This is a genomic window from Nonomuraea ceibae (genome assembly GCF_019396325.1).
GTDB classification, from domain to species: domain Bacteria; phylum Actinomycetota; class Actinomycetes; order Streptosporangiales; family Streptosporangiaceae; genus Nonomuraea; species Nonomuraea ceibae.
In genome coordinates this window covers 1-13,649 of the sequence record NZ_JAHKRO010000177.1, presented here as the reverse complement: position 1 = coordinate 13,649, position 13,649 = coordinate 1, and the positions used below count along the sequence as shown (strand labels likewise).

The following is a 13,649-nucleotide window of genomic DNA, read 5'->3' as shown; positions in this document are numbered from 1 at the left end:
GGCCCCGGCGCGCGGGAGGCGGGCGCCGACGGCGGGCACCTGGCCGCCGCGCAGGCGCGGGCCGCGCGGGCCGCCGCCGGGTCGTGGGCGGTGCGGACGCCGCCGCTGGAGGCCGGGCGGCGCTACACCTACCGGTTCCGGGCCGCCGACGGGGAGGGGCGGACCCGTGCCTCCCGGTGGTTCGAGGTGACGGCGGCGGTGTGGGGCGCGGCCGGCGGCAAGCTGGACGTGCGCGGCGGCGACCGGGTGGTGCCGGGGAGCGTGCGGTGGCTGGCCGACGGTGACGGGCCGCTGCGCGTCCGGTTCGAGCTGGAGCTGCGCGACGGCGAGCACGTGGTCGGGTTCGGCGAGCGGTTCGACGCGGTGGACCAGCGCGGCCGGGAGCTGGACGCGGTGGTGTTCGAGCAGTACAAGGCGCAGGGCGCGCACGGCAGGACGTACCTGCCGATGCCGTTCGCCCTGGTCGTCGGCGCGCGGGCGACGTGGGGTCTCCACGTGGTCACGAGCCGCCGGACCTGGTACGACGTGGGCGCGAGCGTGCCCGGCCGGCTGCGCGTCGAGGCGGAGCTCGGCCCGGACGGCGAGCTGGCCGTCGAGCTGTACGAGGGCGGCGCCCCGGCGGACGTGCTGCGGCGCTTCCTGGACGACGTGGGGCGGCCGGAGGAGCTGCCGTCGTGGGTGTTCCGCCTGTGGGCCAGCGGCAACGAGTGGAACACGCAGGAGCGCGTGATGGCCGAGATGGACCGGCACCGCGAGCACCGCATCCCGGTCGGCGCGCTGGTCATCGAGGCGTGGAGCGACGAGACGACGTTCACCGCGTTCCGCGGGGCCCGCTACGAGGCGTCGGAGGAGCCGCACCGGCTGGCCGACTACGCCTTCCCGGCGGACGGGCCGTGGCCCGACCCGAAGGGCATGGTGGACGAGCTGCACGAACGAGGCGTCAAGGTGCTGCTGTGGCAGATCCCGCTGCAGAAGACGCGCCCGCACCCGCGCCACCAGGCGGCCGTGGACGCCCGGCAGCTCGTCGAGCGCGGCTACGGGGTCAAGGAGGCCGACGGCCGGCCGTACCGGAACCGGGGCTGGTGGTTCCCGCTGGCGCTCATGCCTGACCTGTCGTCGGCGCGGGTGCGCGACTGGTGGACGGCCAAGCGGGCGTACCTGGTGGACGAAGTGGGGATCGACGGGTTCAAGACCGACGGCGGCGAGCACGCCTGGGGGCACGACCTGCGTTACGCCGACGGCCGCCGGGGCGACGACGGCAACGGGCTGTTCCCGGTGCACTACGCGCGGGCGTTCGGCGACCTGCTGCGGCGGCACGGCAAGGCGCCGGTGACGTTCAGCCGGGCCGGGTTCGCCGGGTCGCAGGCGCACGGCGCGTTCTGGGCGGGGGACGAGGACTCCACGTGGGAGGCGTTCCGCTCCTCGGTCAGGGCGGGGATCACGGCCTCGGCGTGCGGGATCGTCTACTGGGGCTGGGACCTGGCCGGGTTCTCCGGCCCGGTGCCGGACGCGGAGCTCTATCTGCGGGCGGCCGGGGCGGCGGCGTTCATGCCGATCATGCAGTATCACTCGGAGTTCAACCACCATCGCACGCCGATCCGGGACCGGACGCCGTGGAACGTCGCGGCGCAGACCGGGGACGAGCGGGTGATCCCGGTGTTCAGGCGGCTTGTGGAGGTGCGCGAGCGGCTGGTGCCCTACCTGGCGGAGCAGGCGCGCCGGGCGCTGGACGGGGCGCCGCTGATGCGCGGGCTGTTCTTCGACCATCCGGGCGATCCGGCGGTGTGGCGGCGTCCGTTGCAGTTCAAGCTGGGGGACGCGTTGCTGGTGGCACCGGTGACCGATCCCGACGTTTCGGAAATTTCGGTCTATCTCCCTGAGGGGGACTGGGTGGACGTCTGGACCGGCCGCCCGCTCGGCGGCGGCCGGGAGGTCGTGCTGCCCGCCCCGCTCGACCGCCCGCCGGTGCTGTGCGCGGCGGAGCGCTGGCCAGAGCTGTCGCCCGTGTTCGCCGCTTGAGGGGCGCCACGACCGGCGCGTTCTGAGCGGCGGCGAAAGGGCGTGTGCAGCCGAGCGGCGGTGTTAGCCTCGATAACGTGCTCGGTTCCGGGACCACGCTCAACGACCGCTACACGCTGACCAGCCGCCTGGGCGGTGGCGGCATGGGCGAGGTCTGGCGTGCCGACGACACGGTCCTCGGCCGCACCGTCGCCGTCAAGGTGCTGATGCCGGCCCTGAGCGAGGACGCCACGTTCCTGCGGCGCTTCCACAACGAGGCCAGGGCCATGGCCACGCTCCGCCATCCGGGCGTGGTCGACGTCTACGACTACGGCACCTGCGAGATCGGCGAGCGCCGGCTCAGCTTCCTGGTGATGGAGTTCGTCCAGGGCGAGTCCCTCGACCGGGTGCTGAGCCGCGGCCCGCTCAGCCCGGCGGCGACCATGCGGCTGATCGCCGAGGTCGGCGACGCGCTGGCCGCCGCCCACCGGCAGGGCATCGTGCACCGCGACGTCAAGCCCGCCAACCTGCTGATCAGGCCCGGCGGCTCGGTGGCGCTCACCGACTTCGGCATCGCGCATTCGGCGTCGGCCGGTCAGCTCACCGCCACCGGGGCGATGCTCTGCTCGGCCGGCTACTGCGCGCCCGAGCTGGCCACGGCCAGCGAGGTGACGCCCGCGGTCGACGTCTACGCGCTGGGCGTGGTGGGCTTCGAGTGCCTGACCGGCCGGCTCCCGTTCGAGGGCGACACGCCCGTCCAGATCATCTACAAGCACCTGCACGCGGCCACGCCCACACTGCCGTCGGAGGTGCCGCCGGGGCCGCGCCACGTCGTGGCGAAGGCGCTGGAGAAAGCGCCCGAGCGGCGCTGGGAGTCGGCCGAGCAGATGGCCGAGGCCGCCCGCCGCGCCTTCGACGCGCCCGCCTCGTTCGCGGAGCCGCGCCGCCGCCGCCTGGCCCCGGCCGTGCTGGCCGTGGCCGCCGCCGTGATCGTCAGCGCCGCCGTCGCGGGCGGGGTGTGGCTGCGCCCGGCCCAGACCGCGGGCGGCGAGCAGGGCGTCGTCCCGGCGCTCACCCAGCAGGCGTCGGCGGGCGTCACCACCGGCGCCGCGCCGTCGCCGGGCACGAAGCTCGCGCCGCCGTCCAAGCGCTCCCCCGGCACGCGCCCCAGCCAGGCCACGCCCACCCCGACGCCCACGTCCACCGTGACGGCCGGCCCGACCGTCACGCCCACCACGACGCCCACTCCGCCGCCGGACCCCGAGCCCGAGCCCGAGCCGACGGAGCAGCCGACCACCCCGCCGTCCGAGGAGCCGACCAGCGAACCGACCGTGTCGGAGCCGCCGGGCGACATACAGTGCATCCGGGCACCCTGCCCGTGACTCTCACCATGATCGACTATATTTGCGCCTTGTCCCCCCACGCCCTGCCCTGGGAGCCCCCTGGTGAAGAGGCCCGCCAAAAGGCATTCGATCATCGTCGACCCCGTCCTGATCATCGGCACCGGCCTGTCGGTCCTCCTGGCGGTGATCTTCTACGTCCGTGAGGACGCCGCGCAGGCGCTGGGCACCGTGGCCGGGCTCATCGGCGGCGTCATCACCCTGCAGATCCAGACCCTGCTGCGGGAGAAGCGCCGGATCGACCACGAGACCCGGGTCGGCCACATGGTCTCCACCATCGAGAAGATCCCCTGGCTGCCCGACCTGATGGAGCCCATGCTCCGGGCCGCCAAGCACGTCGAGCGCGAGTACAAGGGCACCCCCGCCGAGGACGCCTGCCGCAACGCCTTCGAGGAGTGCCTGCGCACGCTCGCCGACCTGGAGCGCGGCCACTTCCGCGCCCCCTACGGCGACGCCGGGGTGTTCCTCAAGCTGATCGAGCAGTCACGCGAGTCGATGTGCGTCACCAGCGTGCCGTCGGTCGACCTGTCGTGGTGGCTCCAGCCTGTGGGCAGGCAATACTGGCAGGCGCAGGTCGAGGCGCTCAGGCGGGGCGTGGAGATCCGCCGGGTGTTCATCTACCACGAGTGGACCGACGCGCTCGACGCGCTGGCCCGCGAGCAGATCGAGGCCGGGGTCAAGGTGCGCCGCGTGCAGGTCGACCGGCTGCCCCCGGCCATGCGGGTGATCACCGGCGTGTGGGACGGGGCGTGCGGCCACGAGCTCAGCTACACCGCCGCGGGCGAGGCCGTGCACGACACGTTCACGGTGTCCCCTCCTGACCTCGAACGTCTGATGCGGCAGTTCGAGATGATCGAGCGGAGCGCGCTCGAGGTGGGCGAGCGCCGCGACCCCGACCCCGTGGCCTGAGCCCGTCGGCCGTCAGCACCGCCAGCGCCACCCACAGCAGCCCGAACGCCAGCCAGCGGGTGGCCGGCATCGGCTCGCGGAAGACCAGCAGCCCGACGAGGAACTGCACGATCGGCTCGATGTACTGCAGCATGCCGGTCACGCTCAGCGGGATCTTCGTCGCGGCGGCGCTGAACAGCAGCATCGGCACCATCATGACGAACCCGGAGCCGATCCCGAGCAGCGTGTTGGCCCCCGACACGTGCCCGAACGTGGCCTGCCCCGACGCCTGCAGCCACACCGTCCAGACCAGGGCGAACGGGAACAGCACCGCGGTCTCCACCATGAGCCCCTCGATGGAGCCCACGGCCAGCCGCTTCTTGATCAGGCCGTAGCTGCCGAACGTCACCGCCAGGCCCAGCGCGATCCAGGGCGGCCCCCCGTACTCGATCGTCAGGACGACGACCGTGACGGCGGCGAGCGCGATCGCGGCCCACTGCCACGGGCGCAGCCGCTCCCTGAAGACGATCACCCCGAAGGCGACGCTGACCAGCGGCGTGATGAAGTAGCCGAGCGAGGCGTCGACCACGTGCCCGTTCATCGTCGCCCAGATGAACAGCGCCCAGTTGACCGAGGTCAGCAGGCTGGCCAGGGTGAGCAGCGCCACGTCGCGGGGCCGCCGCAGGATCTCCAGCACCCGGCGGGCGCGGCCGAGGGCGAGCACGAGCAGGCCGATCGCGACCGGCGACCAGACCACCCGCAGCGCCAGGATCTCCATCGGCCCGGTCGGCTCGACCAGCGGCCAGTAGAGAGCCGACAACCCCCACAGGACGTACGCCGCGACACCGAACAGGACTCCACGCGACGCAACGGACACCCTGCCCAGACTACGTGGTGATCAGCTCCCGTCGCGTTCGTCGTCGAGGTGCACGTAACTTGACACAGTCCAATGCATGTCCATGGCTGACAGTCCAGCGTGCCGGTGCGCCCGCGGCCATCTCTAAGGTTTCAGGATGGTTCGCGCACCGTGAGAGGGTGATCAAGTGGAGACGACCCGTGACCTGTTCATCGCACTGGCCAGGCGCTACGCCTTCGCGGACCTCGGCGCGCTGGCGCCCGGCGAGCGCATCGCCGAGGTCTGCGAGTTCGGGCAGCGGCTGTTGTCACTCGACGCCGAGGATTTCGCCGCCGACGCCAAGGCGGTTCCCGCCGGGCTGCGGCGCCAGGCGCGCGCCTGCCACATGCCGCAGACGCCGCGCGAGCAGCCCAGGGGCGCGCTGGAGTCGCTGCGCCCCGCCTACGAGCTGCTGCTCGAGGTCATCGCCGTCCGGTGGCACCGGCGCGAGCTGAGCCCGATGATCGCCGCCGTGCACATCGCGGCCGAATACCTGCCGCTGCTCGCCTTCGAGCCGCATCTCGGCCACGCCGGCGACCCGGCGCGCTGGCCGGCCGGGCTGAGCGCGACGGGCAGCAGGTTCGGCGTGATCGGCGACCGCGACTGCGACCACACCAAGTCCGAGCAGTCCGCCACCAACCGGACCCTCCGCGTCGCCGGTGAGCCCGCCGAGGGCTGGCGCGCGTACTTCGACCGGCAGCACAGCCAGGTCGCCGGGGCGCTCGCCGTCTGCGTGGCGGGCTGCCGCAACCCCTGCACGGCCATGGACTGGATCGAGCCGGAGCCGCGCGCCGACCTGCACGTGCGGGCCCGCACCGCGCTGGCGTTCGCGGACACCCCGCTGGTACGGCTGCGCCACGCGGCCCCGGTGGGCCACGGCTTCGGGGTGCCGTCGCCGGAGGAGGTGCTGGAGGCGTGGGAGCGCAGCCGGGCCGTCCTGGACAAGAACCCGGTCGGCGCGGCGGCGGCCAAGGACGACGGCTTCCCGCTGCCGGGGCTGCCGTCGCTGTTCTCCGCCGTGGCCGCCGCGCCGCTCGGCCCGGCCACGCTGCTGGCCGGGGTCAGCCGGCACATCGTCGAGCTGCTGGAACAGCAGACCCCCTGAAACCCTCCAGGCTGACCCCGGCGGCCCCCTCGGCTAGGAAGGAGCATGAGGGCGCCGCCTTCCGCGGGGGCGCAGGTGGCGCCTTCGCCTACCGTCTGGCGGTGGCCTGTTCGGCGAGCGCGCCGATGCCGTACAGGATGCCGCCGACGAGGTCGCCGGCGCCGAAGGCGGTGGCCATGGACATGCCGGTGAGCCGGCAGGCGGCGTCCGGGAGGCGGCGGCGGGCGTTCTCGCCGGTGACGATCTCCAGGGCGCGGCCCCGTACGTCGACGAGGACGACGACCGCGTCGGGCGACTCGGCGCCGAGCGCGGCGTGCAGCTTCTCGGCGAAGTGGCGGCGGCCGCCGCGGGGCGGGCCGAGGTAGAGGCCGAAGCGCAGCCCGGTGCGCCGCTCGGCGGCGAGCAGCGCGCGCCTGACGTCGTCGGCCTGCGGGGCGGTGAGCGTGCGCATCGCGGTCACCAGCCCGCCGACGCGCCGCCGACCCGTCTGCTGGGCTCGGCCGTCTCGGCGGCCGTCGCCCAGTCGGCGCCGGGCTCGGGCAGCCAGCTCGGCGGCCGGTCGACCAGCACCAGGCCGGACGTGCTCACGCCGTGCTCGCCGCGCCCCGGCCCGCCGAACCACACCGGCGCCGCCTCCGCCCTGCGTGCCGAGCCCCGGCCCGGCACCATGACCAGCAGGCTGATCAGCAGGAACAGGGCCAGCGACATCCCGACGAGGAAGAGCAGGATCTCCAGCGCGCTGTCCACACCAAGACCGTAATCCCGGTTCGTCTGTCCGGCCAGACCCTCCCATGAGAGTCTTGACACAAGATCCCCAAGACGAGGTCAACATCACGGTGGTAGCTCCAGAGACGATCGGCCGGTATCCCGTCGAACGCCCCCTCGGCTCGGGCGCCTTCGCGACCGTCTGGCTGGCCATGGACGAGCGGCTCGACTCGTACGTGGCGATCAAGGTGCTGGCCGACAACTGGGCAGCCGAGCCGGAGGTGCGCGAGCGGTTCGTCAAGGAGGCGCGGCTGTTGCGGCAGGCCGACTCGCCGCGCATCGTGCAGGTGCACGACATCGGCGAGCTGCCCGACGGGCGGCCGTATTTCGTCATGACGTATGCCGACATGGGCTCTTTGTCCGGCCGGTTGCGTGACGGGCCGCTGGCGGTCGGCGAGGCCGTCCGCGTCATCGGCGAGGTCGCCGAGGGCGTCGAGGTGCTGCACCGGATGGGCATCGTGCACCGCGACCTCAAGCCGTCCAACGTGCTGTTCCGCTCGCTGGCCGGAGGCGGCGAGCGGCTGATGGTGGCCGACCTCGGCGTGGCCCGCTCCCTCGCCGACGCCACCAGCCACACCATAGCGGCCGGGTCGCCCGGTTACATGGCGCCCGAACAGATGCGCATGGACGGCTCCCCCGACCGGCGCGCCGACGTCCACGGGCTCGGCGCGATGGCCTACCACCTGCTCACCGGCCGGATCCCCGGCTCAGGCGCGGTCCGCCTCGCGCCCCACCGGCTGCGGCCCGACGTCCCCGAGCACGTGAGCGCGGCCGTCATGAAGGCCATCGACCCGGACCCCGAGCGCCGCTGGTCCACCGCCGCCGCCTTCGCCGCCGCGCTCGCGGCCGATCCTCTCCCTGCCGATCTTCCCCGGGCCGATCCTCCCCCGGCCGGCCACGGCGCAGCCAAGGTCCAGCCGCCCGTGGAGACGATCCCCCCGGGTGTCGCGAGCGAGCCGTCAGGCGGTCGCGGCGCCCCCACGACCCCGTCCGCCATCCACGGACTCCACGAGCCCCGCCCCGGGGACGAGCAGGCGGGGCCAGAGCACACCGTGCCGCCGTTCCGGCCCGCCGCCGGCGAGCCGCCGGAGCCCCCCGCCCCTGAAATCCTGGAGAAGCGGCCGGTCGACCGGATGCGCGTGGTCACGGTCGCCGGGGCGGCGCTGGCGCTGGCCGTGGCGGTGACCGCCGCCGTGCTGGCCCTGCGCACCCCGGGCGGCGGGACACCCCAGGGCGGCACGACGAGCATGGGCAGCACAGTGGCGGCGGGCCTGCGCACCGACGCCGGCATCCCGCCGCAGTACCGGGAGCTGATCATCGAGGCCGGCACCTGGTGCCACGACGTCGACGGGCTCTCCCCCGCGCTGATCGCCGCGATCCTCAAGGTGCAGAGCGACTTCGACCCCGACCTGAGCGACCCGGAAGGCGACGAGTACGGCATCGCCCGCTGGACGCCCTCGGTGCTGCAGCACTGGCAGCCGGGCGGCCTGGAGGACCCGATCCCGAAGCCGCCGCTGAGCCCCGAGCTGTCGATCCCGGCGATGGGCCGGTTCTTCTGCGCGCTCGGCCCGAAGGTCGCCGACGTGCCGATGGACCCGGCGGCCCGGCTGTCGGCGCTGTTCGTGACGGGCGTGGACCCGGTGCGCCGCGACATGGGCGTGCCGTCGAAGTGGAAGAAGCACGTCGAGGAGGTCCTGCGCTACCGCGACCAGTATCAGGACAAGTGACCGCCCGCCGCTGACGGCCCCGGCAGCAGCCGCAGGTCGGCGTCCCTCACCAGGTCGAAGCGGAGCGCCAGGTTGATGAGCGCGGCCCGCTGCCAGTCGGCCTTGCCGGCGTCGTCGGCCTGCTTGACGCGGAGCTTGGTCCTGGCCAGGTAGTCGATGTGGAAGTTGACGCCGCTCCTGGTCAGGCCGTGACCGGCCAGGCGTTCGATGAGCTGGGGCACGGTGGGCACGACGGTGCTGGACGGGTCGCGCAGCCGGGGCTCGCAGAGCGCGACGAGGATGAGGAAGTACTTGGCGGTCCTGTCCAGCGGGTAGACGCCCCGGGTGGCCTCGCCGGTGGCCGCGGGCGCGGCGGCCGTCCCGTACAGGTGCTCGGGCGCGAACACCAGGAAGCCGGTCGTGCCGTGCTCGCCCGGCAGGATCACCCGCGAGAACTCGAACGGCACCGGCATCGACAGGCGGCGCGGCGGCACCTTGACGAACTCGCCGCCGCCTTCGGGGTTCTCCACGACGTAGGTGCGGTCGGGGGTGAGGTTGCTGATGAGCCAGTAGTCCTCGACGGCCTGGATGCGCCCGGCGAGCCTGGACACGGCCCGGTCGGCCACCACGATGTCCACGGGGACGTCCTGGGCGCCGCGGCCGAACGTGGCGGTCTCGCCCGGCGCGAGCTCGGCGGCCACGCTGGTGTCGGTCTGGATCAGCACCGTACGCATGCGCATGGTTGTACGCCCTCCGCTGGTCGCGCGGCCACCTGTAATCTTGCAGGAGCCGGGGCGCACCTCTCTAGAGAGGAAGGTATAAGTACCCGGAAATCGGGCGTAGAACACGGTGAGCTGGGCCATAAAACTATGGACAAGGCAACACTAGGAATCGATCGAAACCTCGGGCTACGGTGAGTTGCGTGGACTCCGACCCTCAGCGTGAAGACGGTCACAACACCTCTCCCATCTGGGTGAGCGACAGACCCGAAAGCGAGCAGACCGCCGCCGCCAAACCTTCGGCGCCCACCTCCACGTTCGCGCCGGTCGAGCGCGCGTCCGTGCGCAGCCTGTTGCAGCAGCCGAGGTTCCGCCGGCTGCGCAACAGGGCGCTGGTGGCGCTCGCGGTCGGCGTCGTCGTGGGCTTCCTGGTGAGCGACTGGCGCGCGGGCGCGACCGCGGCCGTGGTCGCGGCGATCCTGGAGACGGTCTACCGGGCCCGCTCCAACTCGACGGTGCCGGCGTGGCGGCGGTCCTCCGTGGCCGAGCGCCGCACGGAGGCCCAGCTGCGCAAGCTGGAGCGCGGCGGCTACCGCACGCTCCACGCCAGGGCGATCCCGGGCAGCGAGGCGCAGATCGACCACCTCGTGGTCGGCCCCACGGGCGTCTACGCGGTCGACTCGGAGAAGTGGGACAAGCGCCTTCCCGTACGGGTCCAGATGGGCAAGAAGCTCTTCCACGGCCCGTTCGACATGAAGCCCCGCATCACCGAGGCCAAGTGGGAGGCCGCCCAAGCCAGCGAGCTGATCAGCAAGTCCTACGGCCGGGAGGTCTCGGTCACGCCGTCGCTGGCGATCTACGGCCCGCCCGTGCCCTGGAAGATCATGACGATCCGCGGCGTCGACGTCTACGAGGGCGGCCGCGCCCGCAGGTGGATCACCAAGCGGGAGCGCGCGCTGACCGACACGGAGATCGACCGGATCTACGAGATCGCCGAGCAGGTGCTGCCTCCGCGCTACGGCGAGGGCTGACACTCCACCCGTCGCTGGTGTCCGCGCTGTGGACAACCGTCTCAGCTACCGAGCGGTTGGCCGTACCATGTGTAGACGCTAGCGATGGGAGAACGCCGATGCCCGCCCTCAGGTCACGTACAGTCACCCACGGCAGGAACATGGCCGGTGCCCGGGCCCTGCTCCGGGCGACCGGCGTAGCCGGGAGCGACCTCGGGAAACCGATCATCGCGGTGGCCAACAGCTTCACCCAGTTCGTCCCCGGTCACGTGCACCTGCGCGACGTGGGTGACGTGGTGTCCGCGGCGATCCGCGAGGCGGGGGCCATCCCGCGCGAGTTCAACACCATCGCCGTCGACGACGGCATCGCGATGGGCCACGGCGGCATGCTCTACTCGCTGCCGTCGCGCGAGCTGATCGCCGACGCCGTCGAGTACATGGTCAACGCCCACTGCGCCGACGCGCTGATCTGCGTCTCCAACTGCGACAAGATCACGCCGGGCATGCTGCTGGCCGCCTTCCGGCTCAACATCCCCACGGTCTTCGTCTCCGGCGGGCCGATGGAGGCGGGCAAGACGCCCGGCCGCAAGCTCGACCTCATCGACCCGATGATCGCCGCCGCCGACGAGTCGGTGTCCGACGCCGAGCTGCTGGAGCTGGAGGAGAACGCCTGCCCCACCTGCGGCTCGTGCTCCGGCATGTTCACCGCCAACTCCATGAACTGCCTGGCCGAGGCGATGGGCCTGGCCCTGCCCGGCAACGGCACGATCCTGGCCACGCACAAGCGCCGCAAGCAGCTCTTCGAGGACGCCGGCCGCACGCTCGTGGAGATCACCCGGCGCTACTACGAGGACGACGACGCGTCGGTGCTGCCGCGCTCGATCGCCACCCGCGACGCCTTCGAGAACGCGATGGCGCTCGACGTGGCGATGGGCGGCTCCACCAACACGATCCTGCACATCCTGGCCGCCGCCCGCGAGGCCGAGGTCGACTTCGGCCTCAAGGAGATCAACGAGATCTCGCAGCGCGTGCCGTGCCTGTGCAAGGTCGCCCCGGCGACGAACAAGTACCACATCGAGGACGTCCACCGGGCCGGCGGCATCCCCGCCATCCTCGGCGAGCTCGACCGCGCCGGGCTGCTCCACCGCGACGTGCCCACGGTCAACGGCGGCACCCTCGGCGAGACGCTCGCCGCCTGGGACCCGGCCTCCCCGACCGTGCTGCCCGAGGCCGTCGAGCTGTGGCACGCCGCGCCGGGCAACGTCCGCACCGTCAAGCCCTATTCGCAGGACAACCGCTGGGACGACCTCGACCTCGACCGCGCCGCCGGATGCGTGCGCGACCTGGAGCACGCCTACACCGCCGACGGCGGCCTGGCCGTCCTCTACGGCAACATCTCGCGCGACGGCGCCGTCGTGAAGACCGCCGGGGTCGACGAGTCGATCTGGAAGTTCAGCGGGCCCGCGGTCGTGTTCGAGTCGCAGGAGGACGCCGTCGACGGCATCCTCGGCGGGCGCGTCAAGGAGGGCGACGTGGTGGTCATCCGCTACGAGGGCCCCAAGGGCGGGCCCGGCATGCAGGAGATGCTCTACCCGACCTCGTTCCTCAAGGGCAAGGGCCTGGGCAAGGCGTGCGCGCTCGTCACCGACGGCCGCTTCTCCGGCGGCACCTCGGGCCTGTCCATCGGCCACGCCTCCCCCGAGGCCGCCGAGGGCGGCGCGATCGCGCTCGTCGAGGACGGCGACCTGATCGACATCGACATCCCGGCCCGCAAGCTGGAGCTGCGCGTTCCCGAGGCCGAGCTGGCCGCCCGCCGCGAACGGCTGCTCGCCGACCTCGGCGGCTACCGGCCGCGCGAGCGCCAGCGTCCGGTCAGCGCCGCCCTCCAGGCGTACGCGGCCATGACCACGTCCGCCTCCACCGGCGCGTCCCGCGACCTGTCGCAGCTCTCCCGCTGACCTCGTCAACCTGTACGGCGATGCCGTACAGGTTTTCGAAAACTGTCGGTGGCGTTACCTATTCTTGGGGTATGGCTACAGTCGTGAAGCCCCAGACCCGCCCGCTGACGACCGCCGAGATCGCCGCCCTCGCCCTGTCCCTCGCACACCTGGGATCGGGCCCCCAGGCCGTCACCGCCAGGCGCGGCCTCCAGCACGCCTTCGACCATCTGGACCTCGACGACGCCGTCATCGCGACCACGCTCGCGACCCTCACCGACCCGCTCCCCGTCGACGTCGCCTCCCGCGCCCGGCTCATCGCCGACGCCATCACCAGCCGGATGATGGTCCGCCTCCACTACCGCGACGCCTCCGGCACCGTCACCAGCCGCGACGTCGAGCCCGTCACCTGCCTGGTGCACCGCGAACACTGGTACCTCGTCGGCGTCTGCCGGATGCGCCGGGGCATCAGGGCGTTCCGCTTCGACCGCATCATCGCCGTCGAGCCCACCCTGACCCCCTCCCGCCCCCACCTCGCCGACCGCTTCCTCCCCTTCCAGCGCCGCAAGCGCTCCAGGCCCACCCAGATCCCGGCCTGACGGTCCTGTCTTAGGCTGCGGCGTGCCCAGCCGCAGCCTTTCGGACGTGACGCCCAGCCGGGGCAGCCGTTGCTGGACCCCTTGGGATGGTCCCGCTCGGGTGGCCCCTCCCTCCCGGAGCCTCCCACCGTCCCGCCACCCGGCCAACCGCCCACCACAGGCCCGGACCCAGACGAGGGCCGCTCCCCGGGGAGCTGCCCTGCGCCGGGGAGCAGCCCTGCTCCGGAACGGCCCTGCCGCGCGCCCCTCCGCGTGGGCCCCTTCGGAGGCGGCAACCCTGCCGTGACCCTCCGTCGAGAGCGCCCGCCCCCTCCCGAGGCGCGGGCCGCGAAGGCGGTCCTTTACCGGGGAGCGGCCCTTCCTTGGCACGCCCCGGTCACGCGTCCCCTCCGCGCGTCCCCTCCGCGGGCCCCGGGCGCGTTCCCCCGCGTGGCCCCTCCGCACGCCCCTCCTCGCGGCTCTGACGCGTGGGCTCCTTATGGAGGCGGCCGCCCTGCCAGGCCCTCTGCCGTAAGCGCCGCTCCGCCCGGCGCGGGCGCGTTTTCGGGGGTCGCCCGGGGACAGGCTCTCGCGGGGTGAGGGCCGGATCGGGAGGGGGGTGGGGGCCCGCCGGGAAGGGGGCCGGTG

Annotated in this window: 12 protein-coding genes; 8 read left to right on the top strand and 4 right to left on the bottom strand. The window is 73.1% G+C overall.

The features are described from left to right. The 3 genes from KME80_RS47320 to KME80_RS47310 all read left to right on the top strand — a co-directional run. Positions 1 to 2,019: glycoside hydrolase family 31 protein (locus KME80_RS47320; protein WP_219518723.1), on the top strand; the 2,019-nt coding region annotated here is incomplete at its 5' end. A 77-nt stretch (positions 2,020 to 2,096) separates the two neighbouring features. Further along, complete coding sequence (locus KME80_RS47315; protein WP_219518721.1) at positions 2,097 to 3,380, top strand: serine/threonine-protein kinase; 1,284 nt, start codon at positions 2,097 to 2,099, stop codon at positions 3,378 to 3,380. A gap of 63 nt (positions 3,381 to 3,443) precedes the next feature. Further along, positions 3,444 to 4,307 (top strand): hypothetical protein, encoded by an 864-nt coding sequence (locus KME80_RS47310; protein WP_219518718.1) that lies wholly within the window; start codon positions 3,444 to 3,446, stop codon positions 4,305 to 4,307. Here KME80_RS47310 and rarD read toward each other — a convergent pair. After that, the gene (gene rarD, locus KME80_RS47305) at positions 4,201 to 5,163 is read right to left on the bottom strand and encodes an EamA family transporter RarD (RefSeq protein WP_219518711.1); all 963 of its coding nucleotides are present in this window, start codon (positions 5,161 to 5,163) and stop codon (positions 4,201 to 4,203) included. The genes KME80_RS47310 and rarD overlap by 107 nt on opposite strands. Positions 5,164 to 5,329: 166 nt before the next feature. Here rarD and KME80_RS47300 point away from each other — a divergent pair, with 166 nt between their 5' ends. Further along, positions 5,330 to 6,286: a hypothetical protein gene (locus KME80_RS47300; RefSeq protein WP_219518708.1), complete on the top strand. Its 957-nt coding sequence runs from the start codon at positions 5,330 to 5,332 to the stop codon at positions 6,284 to 6,286. Positions 6,287 to 6,374: 88 nt separating this feature from the next. Here KME80_RS47300 and KME80_RS47295 read toward each other — a convergent pair whose 3' ends face one another. Continuing rightward, entirely contained in the window at positions 6,375 to 6,737 is a 363-nt protein-coding gene (locus KME80_RS47295; protein WP_219518704.1) for a TPM domain-containing protein, read from the bottom strand. 5 nt (positions 6,738 to 6,742) lie between these two features. Then, entirely contained in the window at positions 6,743 to 7,033 is a 291-nt protein-coding gene (locus KME80_RS47290; protein WP_219518701.1) for a hypothetical protein, read from the bottom strand. Positions 7,034 to 7,086: 53 nt separating this feature from the next. Here KME80_RS47290 and KME80_RS47285 point away from each other — a divergent pair, with 53 nt between their 5' ends. Then, positions 7,087 to 8,778, top strand: a complete 1,692-nt coding sequence (locus KME80_RS47285; RefSeq protein ID WP_219518697.1) for a serine/threonine-protein kinase — start codon at positions 7,087 to 7,089, stop codon at positions 8,776 to 8,778. Here KME80_RS47285 and KME80_RS47280 read toward each other — a convergent pair. Continuing rightward, positions 8,766 to 9,491 carry a winged helix-turn-helix domain-containing protein gene (locus tag KME80_RS47280; protein WP_219518694.1) on the bottom strand — a complete coding sequence of 242 codons (726 nt, stop codon included), beginning with the start codon at positions 9,489 to 9,491 and terminating at the stop codon, positions 8,766 to 8,768. The genes KME80_RS47285 and KME80_RS47280 overlap by 13 nt on opposite strands. Positions 9,492 to 9,730: 239 nt before the next feature. On the opposite strand from KME80_RS47280, the gene KME80_RS47275 reads away from it, so the two are divergent. The 3 genes from KME80_RS47275 (at position 9,731) to KME80_RS47265 (ending at position 13,022) form a co-directional block, all read left to right on the top strand. After that, entirely contained in the window at positions 9,731 to 10,507 is a 777-nt protein-coding gene (locus KME80_RS47275) for a nuclease-related domain-containing protein (protein ID WP_308126235.1), read from the top strand. Between the two features lie 98 nt (positions 10,508 to 10,605). Beyond that, positions 10,606 to 12,444, top strand: a complete 1,839-nt coding sequence (gene ilvD / locus KME80_RS47270; protein WP_219518690.1) for a dihydroxy-acid dehydratase — start codon at positions 10,606 to 10,608, stop codon at positions 12,442 to 12,444. A gap of 71 nt (positions 12,445 to 12,515) precedes the next feature. Next, on the top strand, positions 12,516 to 13,022 hold the full coding sequence (locus KME80_RS47265) for a helix-turn-helix transcriptional regulator (protein WP_219518687.1): 507 nt from the start codon (positions 12,516 to 12,518) through the stop codon (positions 13,020 to 13,022). The last annotated feature ends 627 nt before the right edge of the window (positions 13,023 to 13,649 follow it).

What these genes read in the sequence shown, in the direction of transcription:
- KME80_RS47295 (WP_219518704.1), bottom strand. Translation starts at nt 6,737, where the DNA reads ATGCGCACGCTCACCGCCCCGCAGGCCGACGACGTCAGGCGCGCGCTG.
- KME80_RS47280 (WP_219518694.1), bottom strand. Translation starts at nt 9,491, where the DNA reads ATGCGTACGGTGCTGATCCAGACCGACACCAGCGTGGCCGCCGAGCTC.
- ilvD (WP_219518690.1), top strand. Translation starts at nt 10,606, where the DNA reads ATGCCCGCCCTCAGGTCACGTACAGTCACCCACGGCAGGAACATGGCC.
- KME80_RS47265 (WP_219518687.1), top strand. Translation starts at nt 12,516, where the DNA reads ATGGCTACAGTCGTGAAGCCCCAGACCCGCCCGCTGACGACCGCCGAG.